This window comes from Bradyrhizobium sp. TM233, assembly GCF_036247965.1.
GTDB classification, from domain to species: Bacteria; Pseudomonadota; Alphaproteobacteria; order Rhizobiales; family Xanthobacteraceae; genus Bradyrhizobium; species Bradyrhizobium ottawaense.
The window spans coordinates 650,235-674,327 of record NZ_BTIG01000003.1; the positions used below are offsets into that span (position 1 = coordinate 650,235).

8 protein-coding genes and 5 pseudogenes are annotated in these 24,093 nt (G+C 60.2%); 7 read left to right on the forward strand and 6 right to left on the reverse strand.

Annotation, left to right across the window (positions count from 1 at the left end; genetic code table 11):
- The first annotated feature begins 29 nt into the window (after positions 1 to 29).
- The 6 genes and pseudogenes from AABA86_RS10165 (at position 30) to AABA86_RS10190 (ending at position 7,190) form a co-directional block, all read left to right on the forward strand.
- Positions 30 to 1,253, forward strand: coding sequence for a phenylacetate--CoA ligase family protein (locus tag AABA86_RS10165; protein WP_338306604.1), 1,224 nt, complete (start codon positions 30 to 32; stop codon positions 1,251 to 1,253).
- 617 nt (positions 1,254 to 1,870) lie between these two features.
- Positions 1,871 to 3,238: a site-specific DNA-methyltransferase gene (locus tag AABA86_RS10170; RefSeq protein WP_338306605.1), complete on the forward strand. Its 1,368-nt coding sequence runs from the start codon at positions 1,871 to 1,873 to the stop codon at positions 3,236 to 3,238.
- Entirely contained in the window at positions 3,231 to 3,611 is a 381-nt protein-coding gene (locus AABA86_RS10175; RefSeq protein WP_338306606.1) for a DUF5681 domain-containing protein, read from the forward strand. The genes AABA86_RS10170 and AABA86_RS10175 overlap by 8 nt, the downstream gene beginning before the upstream one ends.
- A 3-nt stretch (positions 3,612 to 3,614) precedes the next feature.
- Positions 3,615 to 5,087, forward strand: coding sequence for a phage terminase large subunit (terL, locus tag AABA86_RS10180; protein WP_338306607.1), 1,473 nt, complete (start codon positions 3,615 to 3,617; stop codon positions 5,085 to 5,087).
- Between the two features lie 602 nt (positions 5,088 to 5,689).
- Positions 5,690 to 6,769, forward strand: a pseudogene (locus AABA86_RS10185) ((Fe-S)-binding protein); the annotation flags it as partial.
- Positions 6,762 to 7,190 (forward strand): annotated as a pseudogene (locus AABA86_RS10190) (GlcG/HbpS family heme-binding protein). The pseudogenes AABA86_RS10185 and AABA86_RS10190, both read left to right, overlap by 8 nt.
- Before the next feature lie 671 nt (positions 7,191 to 7,861).
- Here AABA86_RS10190 and AABA86_RS10195 read toward each other — a convergent pair.
- Together AABA86_RS10195 and AABA86_RS10200 are read right to left on the reverse strand one after the other, a co-directional pair.
- Positions 7,862 to 8,242, reverse strand: a complete 381-nt coding sequence (locus tag AABA86_RS10195; protein WP_338306608.1) for a hypothetical protein — start codon at positions 8,240 to 8,242, stop codon at positions 7,862 to 7,864.
- Positions 8,243 to 8,557: 315 nt separating this feature from the next.
- Positions 8,558 to 9,322 (reverse strand): annotated as a pseudogene (locus tag AABA86_RS10200) (ATP-binding cassette domain-containing protein); the annotation flags it as partial.
- Between the two features lie 77 nt (positions 9,323 to 9,399).
- Here AABA86_RS10200 and AABA86_RS10205 point away from each other — a divergent pair.
- Positions 9,400 to 10,437, forward strand: a complete 1,038-nt coding sequence (locus AABA86_RS10205; RefSeq protein WP_338306609.1) for an IS110 family transposase — start codon at positions 9,400 to 9,402, stop codon at positions 10,435 to 10,437.
- Positions 10,438 to 10,870: 433 nt separating this feature from the next.
- Here AABA86_RS10205 and AABA86_RS10210 read toward each other — a convergent pair whose 3' ends face one another.
- The 4 genes and pseudogenes from AABA86_RS10210 to AABA86_RS10225 all read right to left on the reverse strand — a co-directional run bounded on the left by AABA86_RS10210 (position 10,871) and on the right by AABA86_RS10225 (position 23,773).
- Positions 10,871 to 11,347, reverse strand: a complete 477-nt coding sequence (locus AABA86_RS10210) for a nuclear transport factor 2 family protein (protein ID WP_338306610.1) — start codon at positions 11,345 to 11,347, stop codon at positions 10,871 to 10,873.
- Positions 11,348 to 11,376: 29 nt separating this feature from the next.
- Positions 11,377 to 12,067, reverse strand: a pseudogene (locus tag AABA86_RS10215) (helix-turn-helix transcriptional regulator).
- A gap of 236 nt (positions 12,068 to 12,303) precedes the next feature.
- Positions 12,304 to 13,661, reverse strand: a pseudogene (locus AABA86_RS10220) (ABC transporter transmembrane domain-containing protein); the annotation flags it as partial.
- A gap of 377 nt (positions 13,662 to 14,038) precedes the next feature.
- A complete protein-coding gene (locus AABA86_RS10225) occupies positions 14,039 to 23,773 on the reverse strand; it encodes a beta strand repeat-containing protein (RefSeq protein ID WP_338306611.1) in 9,735 nt (3,244 codons plus the stop codon).
- Positions 23,774 to 24,093 lie beyond the last annotated feature (320 nt).

The window sequence follows — 24,093 nt, forward strand, 5'->3', positions numbered from 1 at the left end:
CAACGGATGCCAACACGGAAAGAACAGCCATGACCGCCCACTACGATGCCCGCGAGACGCGCGAACAAGCCGCCCGCGAGGCCGATCTGTTCTCCCGCCTCCCGGAGGTGCTGCGAGCCGCGATGGCCGCCCCGGCCTATGCCGAGCGGCTGAGAGGTCTCGATCCCGCCGCTGTGACCTCCAGAACGGCGCTAGCGGGCCTGCCGGTATTGCGCAAGTCGGAACTGCCCGCCCTGCACAAGGCCTCTGCGCCCTTCGGAGGCTTCGTGGCGGCGGAGCCGGGCTCATTCGCCCGCCTCTTTACCTCCCCAGGCCCCATTTTCGAGCCGGAGGGGCGGCAGGCCGATCCCTGGCGCGGCGCAAGGGCGTTGTTCGCGGCAGGGTTCCGCCCCGATGACATCGTCCTCAACACCTTCAGCTACCATCTCACCCCCGGCGGCTTCATCTTCGACGCGTCGGCGCGGGCGCTCGGCTGCGCCGTGATCCCGGCAGGGCCCGGCAATACCGAACAGCAATTCGAGTTGATCGAGGCCTACCGCCCGATTGGCTACAGCGGCACGCCGGACTTCCTGAAGATATTGCTCGATGCCGCAGCGAGCTCGGGACGCGACGTCTCCTCGATCAAGCGCGCATTGGTCTCGGGGGCGGCGTTCCCGCCCTCGCTCCAGGCCGAGATCAAGGCGCGCGGCATCGACGCCTACCAGGCCTTCGGCACCGCCGATCTCGGCCTCATCGCGTTCGAGACCGAGGCGCGCGAGGGCATGGTCGTGAACGAAGACCTGATCCTGGAGATCGTCAAGCCCGGCACCGGCGATCCCGTAGCGCCGGGCGACGTCGGCGAGATCGTGGTGACGTCGCTCGATCCGCACCATCCCTGGATCCGGCTCGCCCTCGGCGACCTCACCGCAGTGCTCCCGGGCCCAAGCAGGTGCGGGCGCACCAACATGCGCATCAAGGGCTGGATGGGCCGCGCCGACCAGACCGCCAAGGTCAAGGGCATGTTCATCCGCCCCGAACAGATCGCCGAGATCGGCAAGCGTCATTCCGCGCTTGGAAGACTGCGCCTCGTCGTCACACGGCAGGGCGAGACCGACGCGATGACGCTGAAGGCGGAAACGTCGGTTGCGAGCGACGCCCTGCGCGAGGAGATTGCGACAAGCTTGCGTGCCGTGACGAAACTCGGCGGAAGCGTCGAGTTCGTCAGTCCCGGCGCGCTGCCGAACGACGGCAAGGTGATTGCGGACGAACGATGAAACTCCAAATTCCATTCCCTGCGAACAGGGAATTCTGCAGGGAAAATCATTCCAGCGTGCCGGGCCGCGACGCATGAAAACGTGGGAAGTGCCTTGAAATCTTGGGCATTCTCGGCAGAGGAGCGACAAAACTGGAACAGGGAAATGTCCGGTGTAGAACAGGCAATGCACCCGTCCGAAACAGGGACGCGCCAAGGCGCTCAAAGGCAGGCTGATAGGCTCATCACTTCGCCGATTTCAAAATCGGAGCGGCCCGAAGCGATCTAGGTCGATCGTCAGTCATTTCCCCGGCTGGTTCCGCTTGGTCTTCGCGCGGGTGTGGGGCGACCGGAACTTCATCGGCGAGCAGCGTGCAAGCCTGAACTTCCCGAGCCGGTCCACGCCAATTCCGCTTTAGGCGGGCCAAGGGGACGGTGCTGGGTCGGTTGGAAAACCAACCGGCTCGCCCACCCCAACATTGAGGTGATCTCGTTGCGGCTGGATTGGCCTCCTGATCACGGCCACAACCACGCGTTTGAGCCGTCGTCCGGCTCATTTCATCGATGAGAGCGCCCGTCCTTCTGTTACAGAGCCGATATTCCGGTGCTTAGAGGGCCTTTATTTGCGCCGGAGCAGCCATGCCCATCGAAAAGTCGAACTCCCCTAGACTGTGCCTCGACTATCTTCCTGTACAGATGCTGACGAAAAATGCCCGCAATCCCCGCCGCCATCCGCAGCAGCAGATCGATCAGATTACCAAGAGCATCAATACATTTGGAGTGCTCAGAGCGGTCGGCGTCGACGAAAATTTCAAGATCATCTACGGCAACGCGGTCGTCACCGCTGCCCAGCAACTCGGAATATCGGAACTACCGGTCGTCATTATTAGACACTTGTCACCGGCCGAGAAACGGGCTTTCGCCCTCGCCGACAACAAAATCGCCGCCAACGGCACCTGGGATCTGCAACTTCTCAGAGAGGAACTGCAGGTCCTTGTCGATCTGAATTTCGATTTCGACGCGATCGGATTTGACACGCCAGAGATCGATTTGATCCTGGATCAGCCCTCCGAGGACGATGACCGCCTGCCCGAGCTTGGACCTGCCGTGCCGACGGTTAGCAGGCGAGGCGATGTCTGGCGGCTTGGCAGCAACCGGCTGATCTGCGGCGATGCCTTGGACGAGCAAGCCTACAAGACCCTCCTGCACGATCAGCGGGCACGCGCGGTGATCGCCGATCCGCCCTACAACGTTGCCGTCGACGGCCATGTCGGCGGCCGCGGCAGCATCAAGCACCGCGAGTTCGCCATGGCCTCCGGCGAAATGACGCCGCAACAGTTCACCGAATTTTTGACCACGGCCTGTGCGCTCTCCGCCAGATACAGCGTCGATGGCTCGCTGCACTACATATCTATAGATTGGCGGCATTCGTTCGAGCTGTTGACCGCGGCACGACGTGTTTACACCGAGCATAAGAACACCTGTGTCTGGGCCAAGACCAATGCCGGCATGGGCTCGTTCTACCGCTCGCAGCACGAGCTCGTTCATGTGTTCAAGAACGGCACCGCGGCGCACATCAACAACATTGAGCTCGGCGTCCACGGCCGCAATCGAACCAACCTGTGGACCTACCAGGGCATCAACAGCTTTGGCCAGCAACGCGACGAGCTGCTGGCTTTGCATCCCACGGTGAAGCCCGTCGTCATGATCGCCGACGTGATGAAGGACTGCACCCGACGCGGCGACCTTGTCCTGGATCCTTTCGCAGGATCCGGCACCACTGTGATTGCCGCAGAGAAGACTGGCCGCCGCGCCGCTCTGTTAGAAATCGACCCGCTATATTGCGACGTCATCGTACGCCGTTGGCAAAATCACACGGGCCAGGCCGCAATCTGCGTCAGCACTGGCCGTAGCTTTGCCGACCGAGAAGCGGCGGCCGCCGCCCTGACTTACTCGCGGCCGCTTCTGCTGCCTGGCCCCTCTCGCAAGGGAGACGCTCGTGACTGACGATCAAGGGGCGGGATATCACCGCCCGCCTATTTCAGGACGATTTAAGAAGGGACAGTCAGGTAATCCCAAGGGCCGGCCAAAGGGATCGCGCAATCTCAGGACGGACCTGAGCAGCATGATGAAAAGGCGCGTCCAGATTCGCGAGGACGGCGAACCGCGCTTGGTGAGCCGGCAGGAGCTCGTGCTCCTGAGACTGTTTGAACGAGCGGCAAAGGGCGACACCAAGGCCTGCACGCAACTCTTCGGTATGATCATGAAATTCGAGCCAATGGAGCTGTCCCATGCTGAGAGCGCAATCGTGACCGAGCAGGACCAAGAGATTATTGCGGATTTTCTGCGCCGCCATTCCAAAGATGAACATGAAAGGTGAGCAATGCGAACCTGCACCAGAGTCCAACGCGATGCGATTTTACGCAACGACCTTCTTGCGTTCAGCAGGAAGGCCTTCGCTCAGTTGCATTCGGGTGAGCATTCGCCGGAATGGTTTCATGAGTTGATCGCACTGACTTTAAATATGAGCATCGGATTTCCAATAAGGCAAATCATCAACGCACCGCCCCGATCACTGAAGTCATTCCTTGTATCAGCGGCGTGGCCAGCCTTCAGGCTCGGGCAAGACCCCACCCACAAGTTCATATGCGCCAGCTATTCTCAACAGTTGGCGAACTCGCTTTCGGCCAACTGCCGACGAATTATGGAAGCGCCCTGGTACTGTGAGCTATTTCCAACACGTCTCGGCAAGAGCACCGAGGACGAGCTCGTAACAACGAAGGGGGGGTCTCGGTTGGCGATGTCCGTCGGCGGCACCCTCACAGGCTATGGCGCCGACACAATCATCGTTGATGACCCCTTGAATGCAATCGGAGCGACTTCCGACGCGCCGCGCAAGGGCTGTAACGAGTGGTTTGATCGTTCGCTGATGTCGCGCCTAAATGACAAGTCTGAAGGTAGCATCATTGTTGTGATGCAGCGTCTACATCAGCAAGACTTAACCGGTCATCTCATTGAGAAGGGGGGGTGGAATCATCTGGCGCTTCCGGCGCTCGCCGCGCAGGACACAATGATCGAACTGACAAACCGATCTTTCGTTTGGAAAAAGGGCGAGCCTTTACAAAAGAGAGAATCCCCCGAGGTATTGGAGGCCCTCAAGAGCCAGTTGGGTTCCCTGGTGTTTCAAACGCAATATCTTCAGGATCCGGCTCCAGACGAAGGCAATGACCTCAAACGAGAATGGCTTAGATCTTGCTCCATCCACCCGACTCGGCAGTCTGCGGACGAAGTCGTGCTCTCCTGTGATATGTCGGCCAAGGCTGGGGAGAATAGTAACTACTCAACCTGCTTGGCATTTTTGGTCCGCAATCGTAATGAGTACTATCTCATCGATCTTTGGCGAGGAAAGGTTGAGTTCCCTGAGCTTCGTCAAGTCATGCTAGAGCAGCATGCCAAACACCAACCATGTGCCACGCTCATCGAAGATACGGCCATGGGGTCTCCACTGATGAGCGAGCTCAAACGGGGTGGCGTGCAGGGCGTGGTTGCGATCAAACCGATCAAGGATAAGCGCACGCGCATGAGCGGAGAAACCGCGAAGCTGCAGGCCGGCTCCCTCATATTACCCCAAACGGCCCCTTGGCTTGACGATTTCCTGTTGGAGTATGTCTCGTTTCCTTTCGGAAAGACCGATGACATGATGGATGCGTTATCGCAGTTTCTAACCTGGCGCACCGAAGCCGAGCGACGGGTCATCTTCGCGGCAGACTGGGACAATGCGTCGAATGGATCGAGCGGATCGCTGGCAAGGCTTGGGGCTCCTTCGGCAAGTGAAATGCTTCATCTTTTGAGATAACGCACACCCTCTCATCGAGATCACCGGCACGCAAGGCACACTCGCCAACGCTGTCCGGGAGGTTGTCAAGATACGGCCCAGGGCCTGGGCCGCACTTTCCTACTCGGCATCACCAAATCCTGTCTGAACTCAACGCCTGTTCGCCGTGCATCAGATGGATCGCTTTCAATCGCCGGCCGACCGGCAATCTTCCGAGCCAACGCAAGCTTATGATCCTCGCGGATCGCCCAAGGACGCTGCCGTCTCGGACCATCTACGCCGATGCTGTGGCACTATTGAATGAGCAACCTCGACGCGCTGGCTTAAATTGAAGCAACCCGAGGTCCAGCAGACAGATCAGCACACTGGCGTATCCCGGTTGAAATTGTCGAGTCCGCACAACCCGAGCTTCCGGGCGGTCTTGAGCTTTGCAGACCATCGTGCGGCAAAACGCAGGTTTCCAGAACGAAGCTGAGTGGCCGTTGCTCAACTATCCTCTGCTTTGGGAACGCGATGCGCCCGCCTCTGCTCACCAGAGCGGCCCGCTCATTGCGCTCAAGCCCGATGAGCCGCCGCACTTTTGCCGGCGCAAAACACTCCAACAGATCGCCCAACATCGCCTGGCCTGCCGCCATGAATGTCCTGTTGGTGTCGACATGGCCAAGATGGAAATTGAGGTGCTGGCCGCACGCGCCGCCTCTCACGGCCTGACGCTGCGCGACCGGCTGGTTGGATATCTCCGCGCTATGGCGGCCTTGCGTCGCGCTTCGCGCCGCTGGCGAATTTGCGCACCGGCAGCCCGCTGTTGCGGAAGCTGTTCGAGCGCTTTGCCGGCATCAGCGCACGCCGGGGCGCTCCCCGCCTTTCTCGGCGATGTGTTCGTACCGCCGGCCGAAAGCCCTTGGCCCGCAGGCCGGCCGCGAGGTCGTGCTGTTCGCCGATACCTTCAACCGCATCTATGAGCGCGAGAACCTCGACGCCGCGCTCCGCGTGCTCGCGGCCGGCGGCTATCGCGTGCATCTGCCGAAGCCGGGGAGCGGGAGCCGCCCGCTGTGCTGCGGCCGCACATTCCTCTCGTCCGGCCTCGTCGACGAAGCCAAGGTCGAGCTCGACCGGCTGGTCGCGGCCTTCGCGCCGTACGCGGCGCGCGGCGTGCCGATCGTCGGCCTCGAGCCGAGCTGCCTCCTGACGCTGCGCGACGAGCTCGCTTCACTGCGCGAGGACGACGACGCCAAGGCGATCGGCGCCCACGCGCTGACCCTTGAGGAGTTTCTGGTGCGCGAGGCCGAAGCCGGAAGGCTGCAACTAGCGCTCGGCATCGTCGCGGACAAGGCCGTGATGCACGGCCATTGCCATCAAAAATCCTTCGGCGCCTTCAAGCCGCTCGAGCAGGTGCTGCGCCTCGTCCCAGAGCTGAAGGTCGAGACCATCGAATCGAGCTGCTGCGGCATGGCCGGCGCGTTCGGCTATGGCGCCGACACGTATGATGCCTCGATCGAGATAGCCGAGCTGTCGCTGCTGCCGGCCGTGCGACGCGCGGACCCGGATACGCTCGTCGTCGCCGATGGCACCTCATGCCGGCACCAGATCCGCGATGGCACGAAGCGCGAAGCGCTTCACGTCGCGCGCGTGCTGGCCATGAGTCTCGATCGCGCCAAGTCCAACCTCATTTCTCCAGCTGCAAGGAAACCAGCCATGGCTGACCTCACCCTCGACACCGCCCGAAAAATCCTCGACGCTGCCTTCGCGAAGGCCGGCGAGCTGAAGCTGAAGCCGCTGGTCGTCGCATCCTGGACGGGCGCGGCGTGCTCAAGCTCGCGGCCGCGCAGGACGGCACCAGCCTGATGCGCGCCGAGATTACGCATGGCAAGGCCTATGACGCGCTCGCCATGGGCATGGGCTCGCGCGCCTTGTTCCAGCGTGCGCAGGAGCAGGCCTATTTCATCGATGCCGTGAACACGATTGCCAAGGGCGCATTGGTGCCGGTCCCCGGCGGCGTGCTGATCATGGACGGCACGACCTTGCTCGGCGCGGTCGGCGTCTCCGGCGACACCCTCCGACAATGACGAGGCCTGCGCGGTGGCTGGCATCCAGGCGGCGGGATTGAAGGCGAACGCGGGTTAGCCCAAACCGGTCTTGCTGAACAAGTCTTCTATTTGGTGGGCGCACAGCAGTGCTCTGCCAACCAAGTCAGGCACTTTGTGGTCCAGAAGCAGGAAATCGGACTTATCAGCAATCTAGAATGAGTATGGACTTGCGCCTCACGCATCAAGAACGCAGGTAGCAAACACCTTTTACCGCCATTCATTCACGAGGTTTCGGTGGTCGAACCGGTGGTCAAGTGCCCCACTGATGCAAAGCCGAAGACTTGCTGACTAAAAGACCAATGTTTGCCAAACAATTACAGGTGCTTAGATGAAAGAGACCGTGTGAACCGACCTATGCAGATCAATACGTTACGGTCGAATTGTAAATCGAGTCCGCACGGATTGGCGAACCCGCGCCCCCTGCGTCCCGAACGTAAATAGCGCGCGAGAACTTCAACAAGAACAATGAAAATTGCTCGCGGTTGACCACCTTTATCGCCGTTTAATCACGGGGTTTCGGTGGTCAGCCTTTTTTGTGAAACGCCAGCCCCGCTGATTAGGAGTTGATATTTCTCAACAGATATCTGACTAGCCTGAACGCAGATGTGTAAACCATAGCTCCTAGGGAAGTTGTAGATCGCGTCCTTTTGCTGAAAATCCTTCAGCGCCCATGAGCTACGCCCCGAAGGGCGTAGCGCATTGTTCGACTTATGCGTGCCATGACGCCGCCACCGCGCTTTGGAGCGTGGCGTCGTTGGGCAAGGCCTGGACAGTTGGATTGGTCGGGTCAAACCCCGCATGATTAGCCGAATACGTTGCCATGGCTTGCACAAGCTGCGAGATCTGGCTGTCGATCTTGAGGCCGCTGGCCGTGATCTCTTGCACAGAACCTGCACCGCCGGCGAACCAGTTGCCGATTGTCGTACTGGTGCTGGTCCCCAGGAGGTCGATCTTCAAATCATTTCCTGTTTGCTCGAACCACAGGTTCTGATCGGAAATACCGCCGAGGAAGTCGATCTCGTCCTTTGAGCCGGTCGCCGATGACAGGTTGATCTGGGCCTGCCCCGTACTCGATGTGACCTGATACACATTGCTCCGGGCGCCACCATAAGCCATCTCACCGCCCGAGCCGAATTGGAAGATGTTCGCGCCATAATCGTTACCGGTGAGTACGGAGTCTTGGTGCGGCCAGTCGGCACCACCCTGCCCGTGGCGGTCGCGATGATGTCGACATGACCGAAGGTCGCCCAGCCGATCGCCAGCGCAAAGAACAAGATGATGGTGAGGCCGACCGCCCTCCCGACGGGCGACGCCGGCGTCTCCAGGATCTCCAACGCCGCGGGCAGGAACTCGCGCGCATCGCGCTGGCGGCGCCAGAACGCGCGGCTCTTGCGCTCGATCAATTCAGCCGACGACATGGAGCCCCGCCTGGATCTGGTGCAGCATGGCGTAGCGCCCGGCCTTCTTGATCAGCTCGTCATGGCTGCCGTCCTCGACCAGGCGGCCGGCCTCGATCGTGATGATGCGGTCGGCGTGACGCACCGCCGAGAGCCGGTGCGCGATGATGAAGACGGTCCGGCCGGCGCAGATCTTGCGCATGTTGCGCTGGATGATGTTCTCGCTCTCATAGTCGAGCGCGCTTGTCGCCTCGTCGAAGATCAGGACGCGGGGGTTGGTCACCAGCGCCCGCGCGATCGCGATGCGCTGGCGCTGGCCGCCGGACAGGCTGGCGCCGCGCTCGCCGACCACGGTGTTGTAGCCGTCCGGCAGCGCCAGGATGAACTCGTGGGCGCCGGCGAGCTCGGCCGCAGCGATCACCCGCTCCATCGCCATGCCGGGATCGGCGAGCGCGATGTTTTCGCGGATGGTGCGGTTGAACAGCACGTTCTCCTGCAGCACCGTGCCGATCTGGCGCCGGAGCCAGGCGACGTCGGCAACCGTCAGGTCGATGCCGTCGATCAGGATGCGGCCGGCCTCTGGCACGTAGAGCCGCTGGATCAGCTTCGTCAGCGTCGACTTGCCGGAGCCGGAGGGGCCGACGATGCCGATCACCTGTCCCGGCAGTACCTTGAGCGAGACGTCCTGCAGCGCCAGCGAGGTATCCGGCCGGTAGCGGAAATTGACGTGGTCGAAGGTCACCTCGCCCTTGATCGGCGGCAGCGTCGCGCGCGAGCTGGGGTAATCCGATCCCCGCCACTCGCTAATCTTGTGCTGGGGTTGATTCGGCCCAGCAAAGGAGACAAGCGATGGCCCTGTATATCGGACTGGATGTTTCACTAAGAATGACGTCGATCTGCGTCGTCGAAGCGGATGGCTCGCCGGTATGGGAAGGCAAAGCCGAAAGCGAGCCGGTCCCGTTGGTCAAGGTGCTTTCGCCTTGGCGAGACAAAATCGCTCTCGTCGGAATTGAAGCTTGCCCGCTTTCCGAATGGCTTTACGGCGCACTGGTTGAGAGCGGCTTTCAGATGGTCTGCATTGAGACCCGGCATGCCCAGCGCTTCCTATCCTCTCGTCCCAACAAGACCGACCGCAACGACGCGCGCGGCATCGCTGAGATGATGCGCCTCGGACACTATCGATCGGTGCATGTGAAGAGCAAGGCGTCACAGTTGCTTCGAACGACCCTGATCGCACGGAAGAAGTTCGTCGATCACATGCTGGCGATCGAAGACACAGTACGGGGGCTGATGAAGGTGCATGGGTTAAAGCTTGGTGCAGTGCACCGAATTCGGTTTGCGGCGAGGGTCGAAACTCTACTCGCTGATGCACCAGACTTGCGTATGGCCATCGAGCCACTGCTCGAAGCGCGCAACATGATGCGTAAGCACAAAGCTCTTATGGATCGGCAGCTTTCGCAAATGGCTCGCAAAGATGACGTTTGCAAGCGGTTGATGACCGTATCGGGTGTTGGACCGCTCGTGAGCCTATCGTTCAAAGCGACGATTGACGATCCAAACCGGTTCAAGGATTCCAAGGCCGTGGCTGCGCATCTGGGATTGACCCCTCGCGTCTATCAGTCGGGTGAGATTGATCGATCAGGCAATATCAGCGAGTGCGGCGACAAGCTGATGCGGCATGCGCTCTATGAAGCGGCAAACTCGCACATGCGGATTGCCAAAAAGTGGTCGACACTTCGGGTCTGGGGCGTCAAGCTCGCCAAACGTATCTGGTCCAGAAAAGCATGCGTGGCAGTCGCCCGCAAATTGGCGATTATCATGCATCGAATGTGGGTCGAAGAGACGGACTTCCGTTTCGGAAAGCCGCCTGTGATCCAACCCACATAAGGATCGTCCCGGCGTAACGATCTACTCTGCCGAGGACGTGGGGAGGGTCAGTCCGTTTCGATCCCTGTGCGGTGCTCAAGCACGCGCTGTGAGCTTGGACGACCTAACTCGCCGGACCCCATCATGGAGCATGTCGTAGGGCTGACTCCGGACAGAAGCGCGGGCCAGGCAGTGGTGGATTGCGGAACGATAGCCGCATGATGCGGCAACGATCGTTACCCGAATGGGCGAAGACACCGACGAGCGGTGGCTCCGGTCGCGGATCTATGCCCGAGACTAGAGCGTGACCGACCGAAGGGCGGGCCGCCCAAACATCCTTTCTCAGTTTGCCTTAATAGCAGACATCTGAAGGACTGAAGGGGCAGTCAGAAATTTGCAAAAGCGGACATGCCTACGAAGCGGATGATGGCTGACCAGTAGTCTCCGAGTAAGATTAAACGATGGGCAGGGATGGCCCATCACCCTTGCTCCAGACGTTGAAAGTCGCCTCCCATTTGGCGATCTCGTTGCCACGCATGGTCAGGAGTTCGATCCCGCGGCCTTCCATTTGGCGCCCATCGTTTCCGTCCTCCCATTCGGCATCCCAATAACAAACGATGACGTTGCCCGACACGGCGCGTAGCTGTTTCTGCAACCGGTAATTCTTTTGCCGCGCGAACCGTGCTCGCAGGAATGCTTCAAGCGGCGGTCTGCCGTAGGTTTCGGGAAAGTCGGCAAATCGCACCACGACATCGGAAGTGAAGGTTTTCACGACTTCGGAAACGTCGCCAGCGTTTAGCAACCGTTGAGCGCGCTTAAGCACGATTTCGGCGTCGTCAAACGTGAGTTGTCCAATAGCTTGATTTTCTGGCATTTCGGGTTCCTGACGAGCGACCGGCATGGCCGCGTGACAGGCTTGAGCTTGCGACATTCAAGTGACAGATTTCGTCAGTAGCGACATCAGCCAGACTGAGGCAAACCCTGCAGTTCGCGCCATTCCTTGATCAAGGTTCGGCGTCGTCGTGGATATCGTTCCCCGACCTCGGTGAGTTCCGCGATCCGGTCGGTCCGAAAATGACGATAGGTTTCGCGAAGTTCACACCATGCGGCGAGCAATCGAACGCGGGCGCAATACGTAATTGTAATTGGCCATATCCGCCTCTCGGTCGCGACGCCGTCCTGGTCGTGGTAGGCGATCCGGATCTTTTGCTCAGCTCGGATGGCACTTCGAAGAGGTGCCAGGTTAACGCGATCGACCACGGCCGGTGTTATCGGGCCGGCGAGCAGTCCTGACGCATCTATCTCATCGCTACAATTTGCCGGCAAGACGGCCGTAATCTTTGCCAATGCATTCTGCGCAGCCCTCGCAAGTGCCGGATCGGCTGCTCGCGCCACCATGCCCGAGCCAAGCAGGAGTGCCTCGATTTCATCGCTGGAAAACATTAGCGGCGGCAGGGTAAATCCAGGCTGGAGTATATAGCCGATTCCGGCTGCCTTCGATCGGCGCACCTTGGGCGACCAAAGTCTGGATGTCGCGATAGATGGTGCGGAGCGAAACGGCGTGTTCTGCGGCAAGTTGACTCCCGCTCACCGGACGGCGATGTCGCCGTAGCGTCTGGATCAGATCGAGCAGCCGTTCAGATCGTGACATTTCCCATCCTTTCTCAAACGGTCTATTCGTCCACTGGGAGCTATGGGGTCCATCAATAGCGCTGTGACTCGTTTACCCCGAGTCCCGGTTCTCATCCAGCAGTGATGTGAAGATGACCGATGCAGGTCAAAAACGAGAGCTCGGCACCGTACTTGCCTCGACCGTTTCTACCCCCCCAAAACAGACATCGCGGTCGCCGGAGAAAAAGGCTTGACCTTACGGTTCGGATTATAGAAGGGATCGAACATCGGCTCGGGCGCGGCGTTGAGGATGTCGCCGAGCCGGGCGATCGAGACCCGCGCCTGGTGGAAATCCTGCCAGAGCTGGGCCAGCCGCAGCACCGGTTGCGCCACGCGGCCAGCCAACATGTTGAAGGCGATGAGCTCGCCGACCGAGAGATTGCCCTCGATGACGAGATGCGCCCCGAAATAGAGCGTCAGCGCGGTGACGAGCTTGCTGATGACTGCACCGACTGGCTCGCCCAATTGCCGAGCGAGAGCACGTCGAAGCTGGCACTGACATAGCCGGCGAGCTGCTCCTCCCATCGCCGCTGCATCTGCGGCTCGATCGCCATCGCCTTCAGGGTCTGTATCGCGCTGACGCTCTCGACCAGGAAGGCCTGGTTCTCGGCGCCGCGGTCGAACTTCTTGTCCAGCCGTTCGCGGAAGATCGGGGTGACGCCGGCGGAGATCGCGACATAGAACGGGAACGAGCCGACCACGATCCAGGTCAGGAACGGCGAGTAGTAGAACATCACCGCGAGGAAGACGAAGGTAAAGCCGAGGTCGATCACCAGCGTCAGGGCCGAGCTGGTGAGGAAGTTCCTGATGTTCTCCAGCTCGCGCACGCGTGCGACGGAGTCGCCTGCCCGTCGCGCCTCGAAATAGGCGATCGGCAGCGCGATCAAGTGACGGAACAGGCGCGCGCCGAGCTCGACGTCGATCCGGTTGGTGGTGCGGGAGAAGACGTAAGTTCGGAGCGCCCCGAGGACGGTCTCGAAGATCGAGACGACGATGAGGCCGAACACCAGCACGTCGAGCGTGGTGTAACCGCGATGCGCCAGCACCTTGTCGGTCACGACCTGGAAGAACAGCGGCATCACCAATGCAAACAATTGCAGGAAGAATGACGCGACCAGCACCTCGCCGAGCAGCCTGCGGTATTTGTGCATGGCCTGGAGGAATCAGGTGATATCGAACTGGCGCGCCAGATCGGACAGTGACGCACGCCGCGTCATCAGCAAGATGCGACCGGTCCAGCTCTGTTCGAACTCGACTCGCTTGATCACCTGCGGACGATTAACCAGGGGGTCGTGAATGAGAACGTCTTCGGCCCCGGCCTTGCCCAGGATAGCAAAGGTGCCGTCATGCCGTTCGACGATCGCGGGCAAGGATAGCTTGGAAAGGCCGGACCAGCTTTCGCGAACCGCCCTCGCCTTCAGCTTGAGTTGCTTGGCGCAGCGAAGCATTTCCTGAACGCCAACCGACGAGCCGGCGAACTGATGTGCAATCTGCGCGGGATCAACAGCGATCTGATGAAATCGCAGCAGCAGTGCAAGACACTGCAGCCCCGTATCCAGCCTTACGGCTTCCACGCCACTTCTGCCCCTGCCACTACTTTAAATCGCGCTATCGACCAATACACCTTCCTCACGGGCAGGCAAGCATTGCGATGCGCCGTGAGACGGTGGAACTCTCGTAAAATCTTATCGTGCCATCGCCCTGCACTGCATTATTCTGCATGAGTATCGGCAGGGATTGCCTCGCCCCCTCGGCCCCATTTCTCCCCTCTCCTCAGGCGGACGTAACCACGGCCTGATAACCTTCGGCTCCACAATGTGCCAGCGCCGCCCGCAACCGCACGGTAGCGCGCCGATGATCACAGGAGGACTCCCGAGTCCAACGCGGGGAGCGCCGTTTCGAGCGGCCCCGTCCTAGTTTCAAGAACTCGACTACAGAGTTTTGACGACCATCAGCCTGCCGCCGCCGGCCGCCACGTCGCCGCCAACGCTCCTTGAGCCGCTTGATTGTACTGAGATGACAGAGCTTCCGGTGACGTCACGAACCCGCGCTTGTCCGAATAACTCGCCATCGCTTGCACCAACTGGCTGAACGCATTGGACAGACGCGAACTTGGATCAATTGCAAAAGTGACGTCGCCAGCGATGCCGGTTGTACCGTCAGTTCGCGCATAGCTCGACAAGCCCTGAATAGCCGATCCATCGGACAGGACCGATGGGGCACCGATCGGGTTGAGACCGATGGACGAGATTCCGAAATCTGAAAGCCTATGAACCTCGCCGGACTGAGAGAAACCGTCCGCGTCAAGATCTTGCCAAATTCGGAAGTCGTCCCAACGCGCATCGGCGCCGGAAAGTTCACCATCATGATTGCTGTCGAAAACTTGCGCGAGCGCAGTCATATCGGACGTGGTACCGGGCGCCCACGCCGTAAACACAATCTCGTTGGTCTGATCGATGATGCCGTCGGGCCCGGCACTGTCGTTTGCGCCGAGATCGATAGCCAACAGACCGTCCGCCCCGGATATCCACGCGGTACGCTCTCGGCCCTGCCCATCCATGTCAAACGCCGCAGAAGAGCTGGACAATGGCAGGAGATCGATGCCGTTACCGTCAAGGTCAAGAACGACGGGAGACGCTCCGATCACGCCGTCGCCGTTGAGATCTTGATGAAGGACCGGCTCGAGCGCCTTCAAAGACGGAGCGCTCCCCAGCACCTCAGGAGCAGCCGCAAGGGTCGTTAGAAAGTTGCCGTTACTGTCCGTGCTCCAGACCGAATAATATCCCGTGGACGAATTCTTCCATACGACATCGTAGCCGCCACCCGACACCTGCTCGGTCGCAATGACCTTGTAGGCTCCATAGTTGGCGGCAATCACCGCAGAGCCCTGATATTTCAGACTTTGGCCCGTACCGTTGCTGGCGCTTAGCATAAAGTAATAACCGCCATCCAAGGCGGTGATAGTCGAGCCGTTCATTTCGATTGAAGGCAGGCCGATCGCACCATCGCCGTTGAGGTCTTGATGAAACATTGGCTCTAGCGCCTTCAGAGACATTTCTGTCCCGCCCAATTCCGGCGCCGCGGCAACAGTCTTTACGAAATTGCCATTGTTATCCGTATTCCAAATGGAAAAAAGACCCGTCGAGGTGTTCTTCCAGGCAACGTTATAACCGCCATCTGACAATTGCTCGGCGGCGATGACCTTGTACGCTCCGTAGTTGGCGGCGATGACCGCAGAGCCTTGGTACTTCAAGACCGGTCCATTACCAGTGCTGATGCTGTTCAGGTAATAATTCCCGCCGGACAGAAGCAGGCTGGTCGATCCGTAGGATTCAATTGGGGGGACTCCGATGATGCCATCGCCATTGACATCTTGATGGAATGTCGGTTCGAGCGCCTCAAGTGACGGGTCCGTTCCCGCAACCTGCGGGGCGGCCGCGAGCGTTGTCAGGTATGCACCATTACTATCCGTGCTCCAGACCGAGAATTGGCCGCTTGAATGCTTCCAGACGACATCGTAGCCGCCGCCTGCGATTTGCTCAGCTGCAATGACGGTCCACGCGCCCCAATCCGTCGCAAGCACAGGTGTCCCCTGGTACTTCAGGGTGGGTCCAGTGCCCGTATTCAAGCCGATCAGGTAATAATTGTTTGCCGAAAGAACCAGGCTGGTCGATCCCAGCGTTTCGATCGTAGTGGGAACACCGATCGTGCCGTCCCCGTTGACGTCTTGATGGAGCACCGGCTCGAACGCTTCAAGGGAGGCATCGTTGCCAAGCACTTCAGGGGCAGCCGCCAGAGTGGTCAGGAAGTTGCCGTCGCTGTCCGTATTCCAAACGGAATAATGTGGAGCACTCGTCGCGCTCTTCCAGACGACGATGTAACCACCACCTGAAGCCTGCTCCGCAGCAATGACAGACCACGCGCCCCAGTTGGCCGCCGCCACCGGCGAGCCCTGATACTTCAGGACAGGTCCGGCGCCAGTGGTCCTACTATTGAGATAATAGTTGTTATTCGACAGCATCAGGATCGTTGATCCCGCCGCTTCGATCGGCGGTACGCCGATCGCCCCGTCGCCGTTCAAATCCTGATGGAAACTGGGCTCGAGCGATATCAGTTCTGTACTGTTCCCATGCACGACACCGCCGGTCCCGTTGCCGTTAACATTACCGCTGAAGTCGGTGTTCCAGACGGTGTACTCGTCGGTGCCGGGAAGGCGGATGGCAAGCTCGTAACCGAAAGAAGTTTGCTCCACGCCTAGGAGCGTGCGGCCTTCCAGCATGTCAGACGTGAACGGCACGCCGCCGTATTTCAACATTGGTCCGATGCCGTTGGAGTAGAAATAGTAATTGGTCCCGATCTGCATCAGGCTCGTCGAACCGGCTGTATCAATTGTCGCAAAGCCCGCCGCCAAACCAGCACGGGGCGAGAAGTCAAGCGTCGTCCCGTCGGCGAAGACAAACTTTTCGATGCGGTCGAGCGGATCGAGCCAATTCTGCAGAGTAATGCGATCGGTCATTTGGGCGAGGGACAAACCCGCATTGGCTGGGTCTTTGATACCAACGATGAGATCGTTGCCCGACAGCTGGAGGACAATGTCGGACAGCTTGATCCCCGACGCGAAAGCCAACGTATCGACGCCGCCGTTGTAATGGCCGGCGTCCGTCCCTGTTAGGACAGCGTCGTCGAAGATGGTATCGAGACCGTCGCCCCGGCCGAAGGCATAAGTGTCATCGCCTAGCCATCCCCTGAGAGTATCACTTCCCTTGCCACCATGTAGAACGTCGTTATCACGGCCGCCGAAAAGGTCGTCATTGCCAGCGCCTCCGTACATGATGTCGGCTCCGGCTGTCCCGACCAGGCTATCGTTGCCCCCCGTCCCGTACAGGATTTGCGATGTCGTGACGGTGTTGCCGTTTGCACTCGTCGTCGTGACCACCCCCTTCTTGGGCGAGCCGTCCGGGTTCAGATCAAGCGAAGTCGACACTGTACTGCCGTCGACCCGGATGACGGTCGTATTGGTGCTGTCAAACCAGCCGGCATTCGTGCTGTCTGTCTGGTCCGTGGTCACTAGACCGTCGGCACTCAAGGTCGTGACGATACGCTTAGTCGTCTGCCCGCTAGCGTTGACGTAGGCGGCGTTGGTGACGGAGCTGCCGTCGATGCTCTTCTGAGTAGTGGCGCGGAAATTGTAAGTGCCGGCGCCAGTCGTGTCTCCTTGGATGCTCGTGGCATTGCCGTCCGCGCTGACCGTTGTGATCGTCTGGTCAGTGACGGTTCCGGTCGAAGTCAGGTGTTTTGCGACCGTCGTCGAGCTTCCGTCGATCGCGATCGACGTCACCTCGGTGTAGTCGTAATAACCTCTGCCCAGCAGATCCTTCTGCACCGTTTTGGTCAGGCCATCCGCGCTCTCGGTTAAAATAATCTTCTGGCGAAGCGAGCCGTTGCCATTTACTTCGGTAATGGTCTCAACGGAGCTTCCATCAATGTTTTTGACGGTCATGTCGGTTCGGGTGTGATCAATGGTCCCGTTGCCATCAAAATCCCACTGCGTCGCCTTAGTCAGGCCATCCGCACTTGTCTTCACGACCGTCCTGTCCACAGCAGTTCCAAGCGACCCGAGATCCGTGATGGTGTCGATCTCGCTGCCATCGACGGCCGTGACGTTGACTTGCGTCTGATCGACGGTCCCGTTGCCATCGACGTCGCGCGTGATCGTAACGGTCTGGCCATCGGCGCTGGTGACCTTGACGACCTTGTCCTTGATAGAATTGTCGCCGTTGTAATCGGTGACCGTCCGAACCCGGCTGCCGTCGACATTCCTTGCCGTGACGACGGTCCGGCTCTGGTCGGTCAGACCGTCCCCATCGAGATCGGAGACGTCGGTGGTGCTCCAGCCGTCCGCGCTGGTCGTCGTCGTCGACTTCGATCCTAGCACGCCGCCGGCCTTGTAGGCGGAAACGGTCTCGGTGCGGCTGCCGTCGGCGTTCAGCACCGTGACGTCGGTGAGCGTCTGGTCAAAGACAGGATTTTGACCCGAATCCAGCGCTCCCGTCGTATCCCACTGAACCGATGTCGACAGGCCGTTAGCGCTGGTCGTGGCAGCCTTAATCCACAGCGGGCCAGGCGCCATCGTCAGATAGTTCTTCACGGTCTCGGTGCGGCTGCCGTCCGCATTGATGACGATAACATCGGTCTGCGTCGCGACCGGCGGGTCCGATATCATCGGATTGACCTTCAGATCCCATTCGGTGGAGCGGCTCAGCCCGTCAGCCGAGGTCGTGACAACGGCTCTATCCTTGACCGTGCCATCGACATTGAAATCGGTGACGGTCTCGGTACGGCTGCCGTCGGCGTTCAGAACGGCAACTTTGGTCATGGTCTGGTTGAACGTGCCCGCGCCCGCGGTGTCACGCTGGACCGTTGTCGACAAACCATTTGCACTGGTTGTCACAACCACCTTGTCCTTGAGCGTGCCATTGGCGTTGAAATCGGTCTTCGTCGTCACGACGCTGCCGGCCGAATTCGTCACTCTGGCCACTGTCTGATCGACTACGCCGTCGCCGTTGATGTCACGGGACAGCGAGACCGTCTTGCGATCTGCACTCGCCGTCGCAATCGTCTTGCGGATCAGCGCTCCGCTCGCATTGGTGTCCGTCACCGTCTCGGTGGTGCTGCCGTCTGGATGGAGAACGGAAACGTCGGTCTCGGTGAAGTCGAACACGCCGGCCCCTCGCGTGTCCTTCTGAATCGTCTTCGACAGGCCGTTGACGCTTGTCGTCACGACGGTCTTGTCCGCCAAAGCGCCCGCGGCGTTGGCGTCGACGATGGTTTCTGTCCAGCTTCCATCCACATTTTGGGCCGTCACGTCGGTCCGCGTCTGGGTGAATGTCCCCGCTCCCGTGGCGTCGCGCTGAATCGTCGTCGACAGGCCGTCCGGGCTTGTTGTCGTGATAGCGCGGTCACGGACGGAGCCATTGGCGTTGAAATCAGTGACGGTTTTGATCTGGCTGCCGTTCGCGACCACAATAGTTGCCTCGGTCTGGTCGGCCGCGCCGTCGCCGTTGAGATCCCGCGAGACCGACACCGTCTTGCCGTCCGCGCTGATGGTCGTGACCGTCTGGTCCCGCAACGAACCGTTGGCGTTGATATTGGAGACCGTTTCGGTCCGGCTGCCGTCGTCGTTCAGCACCGTAACGTCTGTCGTCGTCCGGTCGAACGTGCCATTTCCGTCGACGTCGACCTGCGTCATCCTCGACAACCCGCCGGCGCTCATGGTGACGGCGACACGGTCCTTGACCGCGCCGTTGCAAGCAAAATGCGTGGCCGTCTCGGTCTGACTGCCATCGGCATTGAGAACCATGACATCGGTGCCGCCGCCATCGAAGACGCCATCGCCATTAACGTCCACTTGCACCGACGTGCTCAGCCCGGTCGCGCTGATCGACGTCACGGTCCGGTCCTTCAGCGACCCGTCGGCGTTGAATTCGCTCACCGTCCTGGTCCGACTGCCGTCGGCATTAAGAACCGTAACGTCGGTGCCGCGGGCGTCGATCACGCCATCGCCATTGGTATCCGATTGTTCCAACGTGCTCAGCCCGCTTGCGCTGACCGTCGTGACAGTCCGGTCCTTCAAGGACCCGTTGGCGTTGGTCTCAGTCAGCGTCGTCGTCGTGCTGCCGTCGGCATTCACCTGCCGGGTCTCGACACGATCGAAATAGCCGTCGCCCTGGCTGTCGGTCTGGACCGTCCTGGTCCGCCGGTCGGCGCTGATCGACGTCACCGTCTTCGCTATCAACGAGCCATCGGCATTGGTGTCGGTAACCGTCTCGGCCGTGCTGCCATCGGCATTGAGCACGGTGACGTCGGTTTCGGTCAGGTTAAAGCTGCCGGCCCCTAGCGTATCCTTCTGAATCGTCTTCGACAAACCGCTGACGCTGGTCGTCACGACGGTCTTGTTCACCAGGGCACCCGCGGCATTGGTGTCGATGATGGTTTCCGTCCAGCTTCCATCCGCATTCAGAACTGCCATGTCGGTCCGCGTCTGGGTGAATGTCCCCGCTCCCGTGACATCACGCTGAATCGTCGTCGACAGGCCGTTCGGGCTTCTTGTCGTGATGGCGCGGTCACGGACGGAACCATTGGCGTTGAAATCCGTGACGGTTCTGATCTGGCTGCCGTTCGCGGCCACAATAGAGGTCTCGGTCTGGTCGGCCGCGCCGTCGCCGTTGAGATCTCGCGAGATCGACACCGTATTGCCGTCCGCGCTGGTGGTCGTGACCGTCTTGTCCCGCAACGAACCGTTGGCGTTGATATTGGAGACCGTCTCGGTCCGGCTGCCGTCGTCGTTCAGCACCGTAACGTCTGTTGTCGTCCGGTCGAACGTGCCATTTCCGTCGGCGTCGATCTGCGTTATCCGCGACAACCCGCCGGCGCTCGTGGTGACGGCGACGCGGTCATTGACCGCGCCGTTGCCAGCAAAATGCGTGACCGTCTCGGTTCGACTGCCATTGGCATTGAGAACCACGACATCGGTGCCGCTGCCATCGACGACGCCATCGCCATTAACGTCCACTTGCACTAACGTGCTCAGCCCGGTCGCGCTGATCGACGTCACGGTCCGGTCCTTCAGCGACCCGTCGGCGTTGAATTTGCTCGCCGTCCTGGTTCGACTGCCGTCGGCATTGAGAACCGTAACGTCCGTGCCGCGGGCGTCGATCACGCCATCGCCATTGGTATCCGATTGCTCCAACGTGCTCAGCCCGCTCGCGCTGACCGTGGCGACAGTCCGGTCCTTCAAGGACCCGTTGGCGTTGGTCTCGGTCACCGTCGTCGTCGTGCTGCCGTCAGCATTCACCTGCCGGGTCTCGACACGATCGAAATAACCGTCGCCCTGGCTGTCGGTCTGGACCGTCCTGGTCCGCCGGTCGGCGCTGATCGACGTCACCGTCTTCGCTATCAACGAGCCATCGGCATTGGTGTCGGTAACCGTCTCGGCCGTGCTGCCATCGGCATTGAGCACGGTGACGTCGGTTTCGGTCAGGTTAAAGCTGCCGGCCCCCAGCGTATCCTTCTGAATCGTCGTCGAGAGCCCGTTGGCATTGGTTGTGACGACCTTCCTGTCCCGCAGCGAGCCGTCGGCATTGTAATCGGTCGTCGTGACCGTGGAGCTGCCGTCGGCATTTCCGACCGTCATGGTGGCTCGGGACGAATCGAATGTCCCGTCGCCGTTGATATCGGCCTGGGTGGTCACCGACAAACCGTTGGCACTAGTGGTCGTTACGGATTTTGCCTTAACCGACCCGTCCGGGTTTCCCCAGGTTAACGTCGACGTCGTGGTGCCATTCGCGTTCACGACATCACTCTCAGTCTGCTCGAATCCACCGTCGCCGTTCCGATCGATGGCTATGTTGCGAGATTTGCCATCCGCACTGACTGTGCTGATCGATAGGCTGAGCATCGTCGCAATTGCGCTCTGTGTCGTGACGGTCTCGGTGCGGCTGCCGTCGGCACCGACCACGGTGACATCGATGACGGTTTGCTCGAAAACGCCATCGCCATTCAAGTCAAGCTTGTCCGTTCTTGAGAGACTATCGGCGCTGAGCGCCGTAATCACTTTCGCGCGCAGCGAGCCATCGGCATTGAACTCCGATTGAGTGGTGCTGGAGCTGCCATCCGGATTGATCTTGATCGACTTCGTCGTGGTGAGATCGACGACGCCATCGCCGTTCAGATCCGTTGCCTCGCTTTGTGAACGCCCGTCACTGCTGGCCCACGTGACCACGCTGGCGACCTTGTTGGCAGCGGCTGTGCCGCTGCCAACATAATTTGTGACCGTCTCGGTATTGCTGCCATCGGCCGCATAGGAGATCGAGTCGGTCTGGGTTGCATTGAGGCCAGGATCGCCGGTCAGCCACAGCTGAACGGTCTTGGATGCGCCATTTGCAGAGGTGGTGACGACGGCCTTGTCCCTCGTGGAGCCGTCCGCATTGAGGTCGGTGATGATGACCGACAGATTGCCGCTGGCGTCGCGAGCGTCCACCTCGGTTTGATCGAACGTCCCCGCGCCGAGCGAATCGCGTCCGATCGTGACGGTTTTCAAATCGGCGCTCGTCGTCGTGACGGTACGGTTGATGACCCGCGTTCCGGCGCCGTTGAAATTGGTGATGGTTTCGGTCGTGCCGCCGTCCGCGTTGAGAACTGAATGATCAGTCTGGAGCTGATCGACGACCCCGTCACCGTTGTTGTCCTTGGCCAACGTGACAGTCTTCCCGTCTACGCTGGTCGTGCTGATGGACTCGCTCGCAAGCTGTCCTGAAGCGCGATAGGCCTTGACGTCGATCGACGTCGATCCGTCGGCATTGTGAAGCGTCGACTGCTGAACGACGAAGCCGTTGACGTCGTATGACAGCCGCACGTCCGCGGCGGCGCCGGTCGTGCCGTCTGACTTTGTGAACGTGGCTTGTCCATAAATGACAGAACCGTCCGGAAGAACGGTTTTCTGGTTGTTAGAGACAAGATCAATCGAGACGATCCCGAGTTCGCCCAGCGTCTTGAGGGAAGTGGTGCCGTCTGCATTCGTGACCAAGACCTTGAAGTCGTTCCAGTGCAGGTCGCCGGCGTCCAGCTTGCCGTCGTGATTGGTGTCGAAGACATGGGCCAGGGCTTCCATGTCGGTCTTGGCTGTCGGATCCCATAGCTTGAAGTTGTACGCTTCGGGAGAATTGACGTCGCCATTGCCCTTGACGTCGAGCACCAGGACGCCATTGCCAGCCCCAGCCCAGGCGGTTCGGTGCTGATAGCCGTCACCGGCCACGTTGAAGAATTTGTTGGATGACCCAAGCTGCGTGATGTGGATGCCATGTCCGGTTAGATCGAGAACGATGGGAGCATCGCCGGCGCTGCCATCACCGCTGCCGCCATTGCCGCTGCCATCCCCATTGCCGCTACTGCCGTCCCCATTGCCGCTGCTGCCGTCACCGCTGCNNCCGCTGCTGCTGCCGTCACCAGTGCTACCGTCGCCGGTGCTGCCGCTGTCGCCCGTGCCGCCGGTGCTGCCGCTGTCGCCGGGGCTGCCGTTGTCGCCAGTGCTGCCGTTGTCGCCAGTGCCGCCGTTGTCGCCAGTGCTGCCGTTGTCGCCCGGGTCGCCCATATTGCCGGGATCGCCCGAGCCACCTGGGCCGTCCGTTGCGGAAGGAGCCGTCGGCGGGCCAACGTCGACAGCTGGGCTTGGGTTATCAGGTGGGGCAACCGGCCCAATTGGATATCCCTGTTGGTCAACTGCGTAACTCGACGGATTTGCAACGAAGCCAGCCACTGCGGGGCCAATTGCGGGGCCAACTACACTTATCCCGGCATGTGCTGCGGTTGCTGCGGCGTTGCTAGCCGCGAAACCGGCAATCGCGCCAGCCGTTGGGTTACCCGTAACGGATGTAGTTGCAGTAGCAGCTACAGCGCCGACTGCAACACCAGCCAATGCTGAAGCGGCGGAGACCGCCGCTTGACCTACATTTCCGTTGGCAGCTTCCATGCCAGCAGCAACCGCGTTGCCGACAACCCCGACATGACCGCCTACTGCAGCACCAGGAGCAGCACCAATACCAACATCGCCCACCGAGCTTGGAGGGCCGTCCATACCGAACCCGAGAGCATTGCCCATTGCGTCTTGAGCTGGAGTTGAGTCGGTCATTGCTTGCAGCCCCCGTTGATCGCCTCAATGAACTTCGATCGTCGAAAGAACACCGCCGACGAACGCAAGACGTTCCGGCATGCGCAACGTCAACGTTCATCTAAACAGTTTGCAGGAAGGTCCCCCTCAACCTGTCGTCGGCCAGCTTCTCTGCGGCAACGCAGGGTGACCGTCGTCGGTAGTGTTTTTTCAATGCAACACAACTTCATACGATGCAACCCAAAAGTGCAACCAATTTCTTTGCGGCGCGATCGCGAGTCTCAACGACGTAGTTGTTTAAAAAAAAGCGATGCGTGGGCCTAGAGATGCCGCCGCTTGAG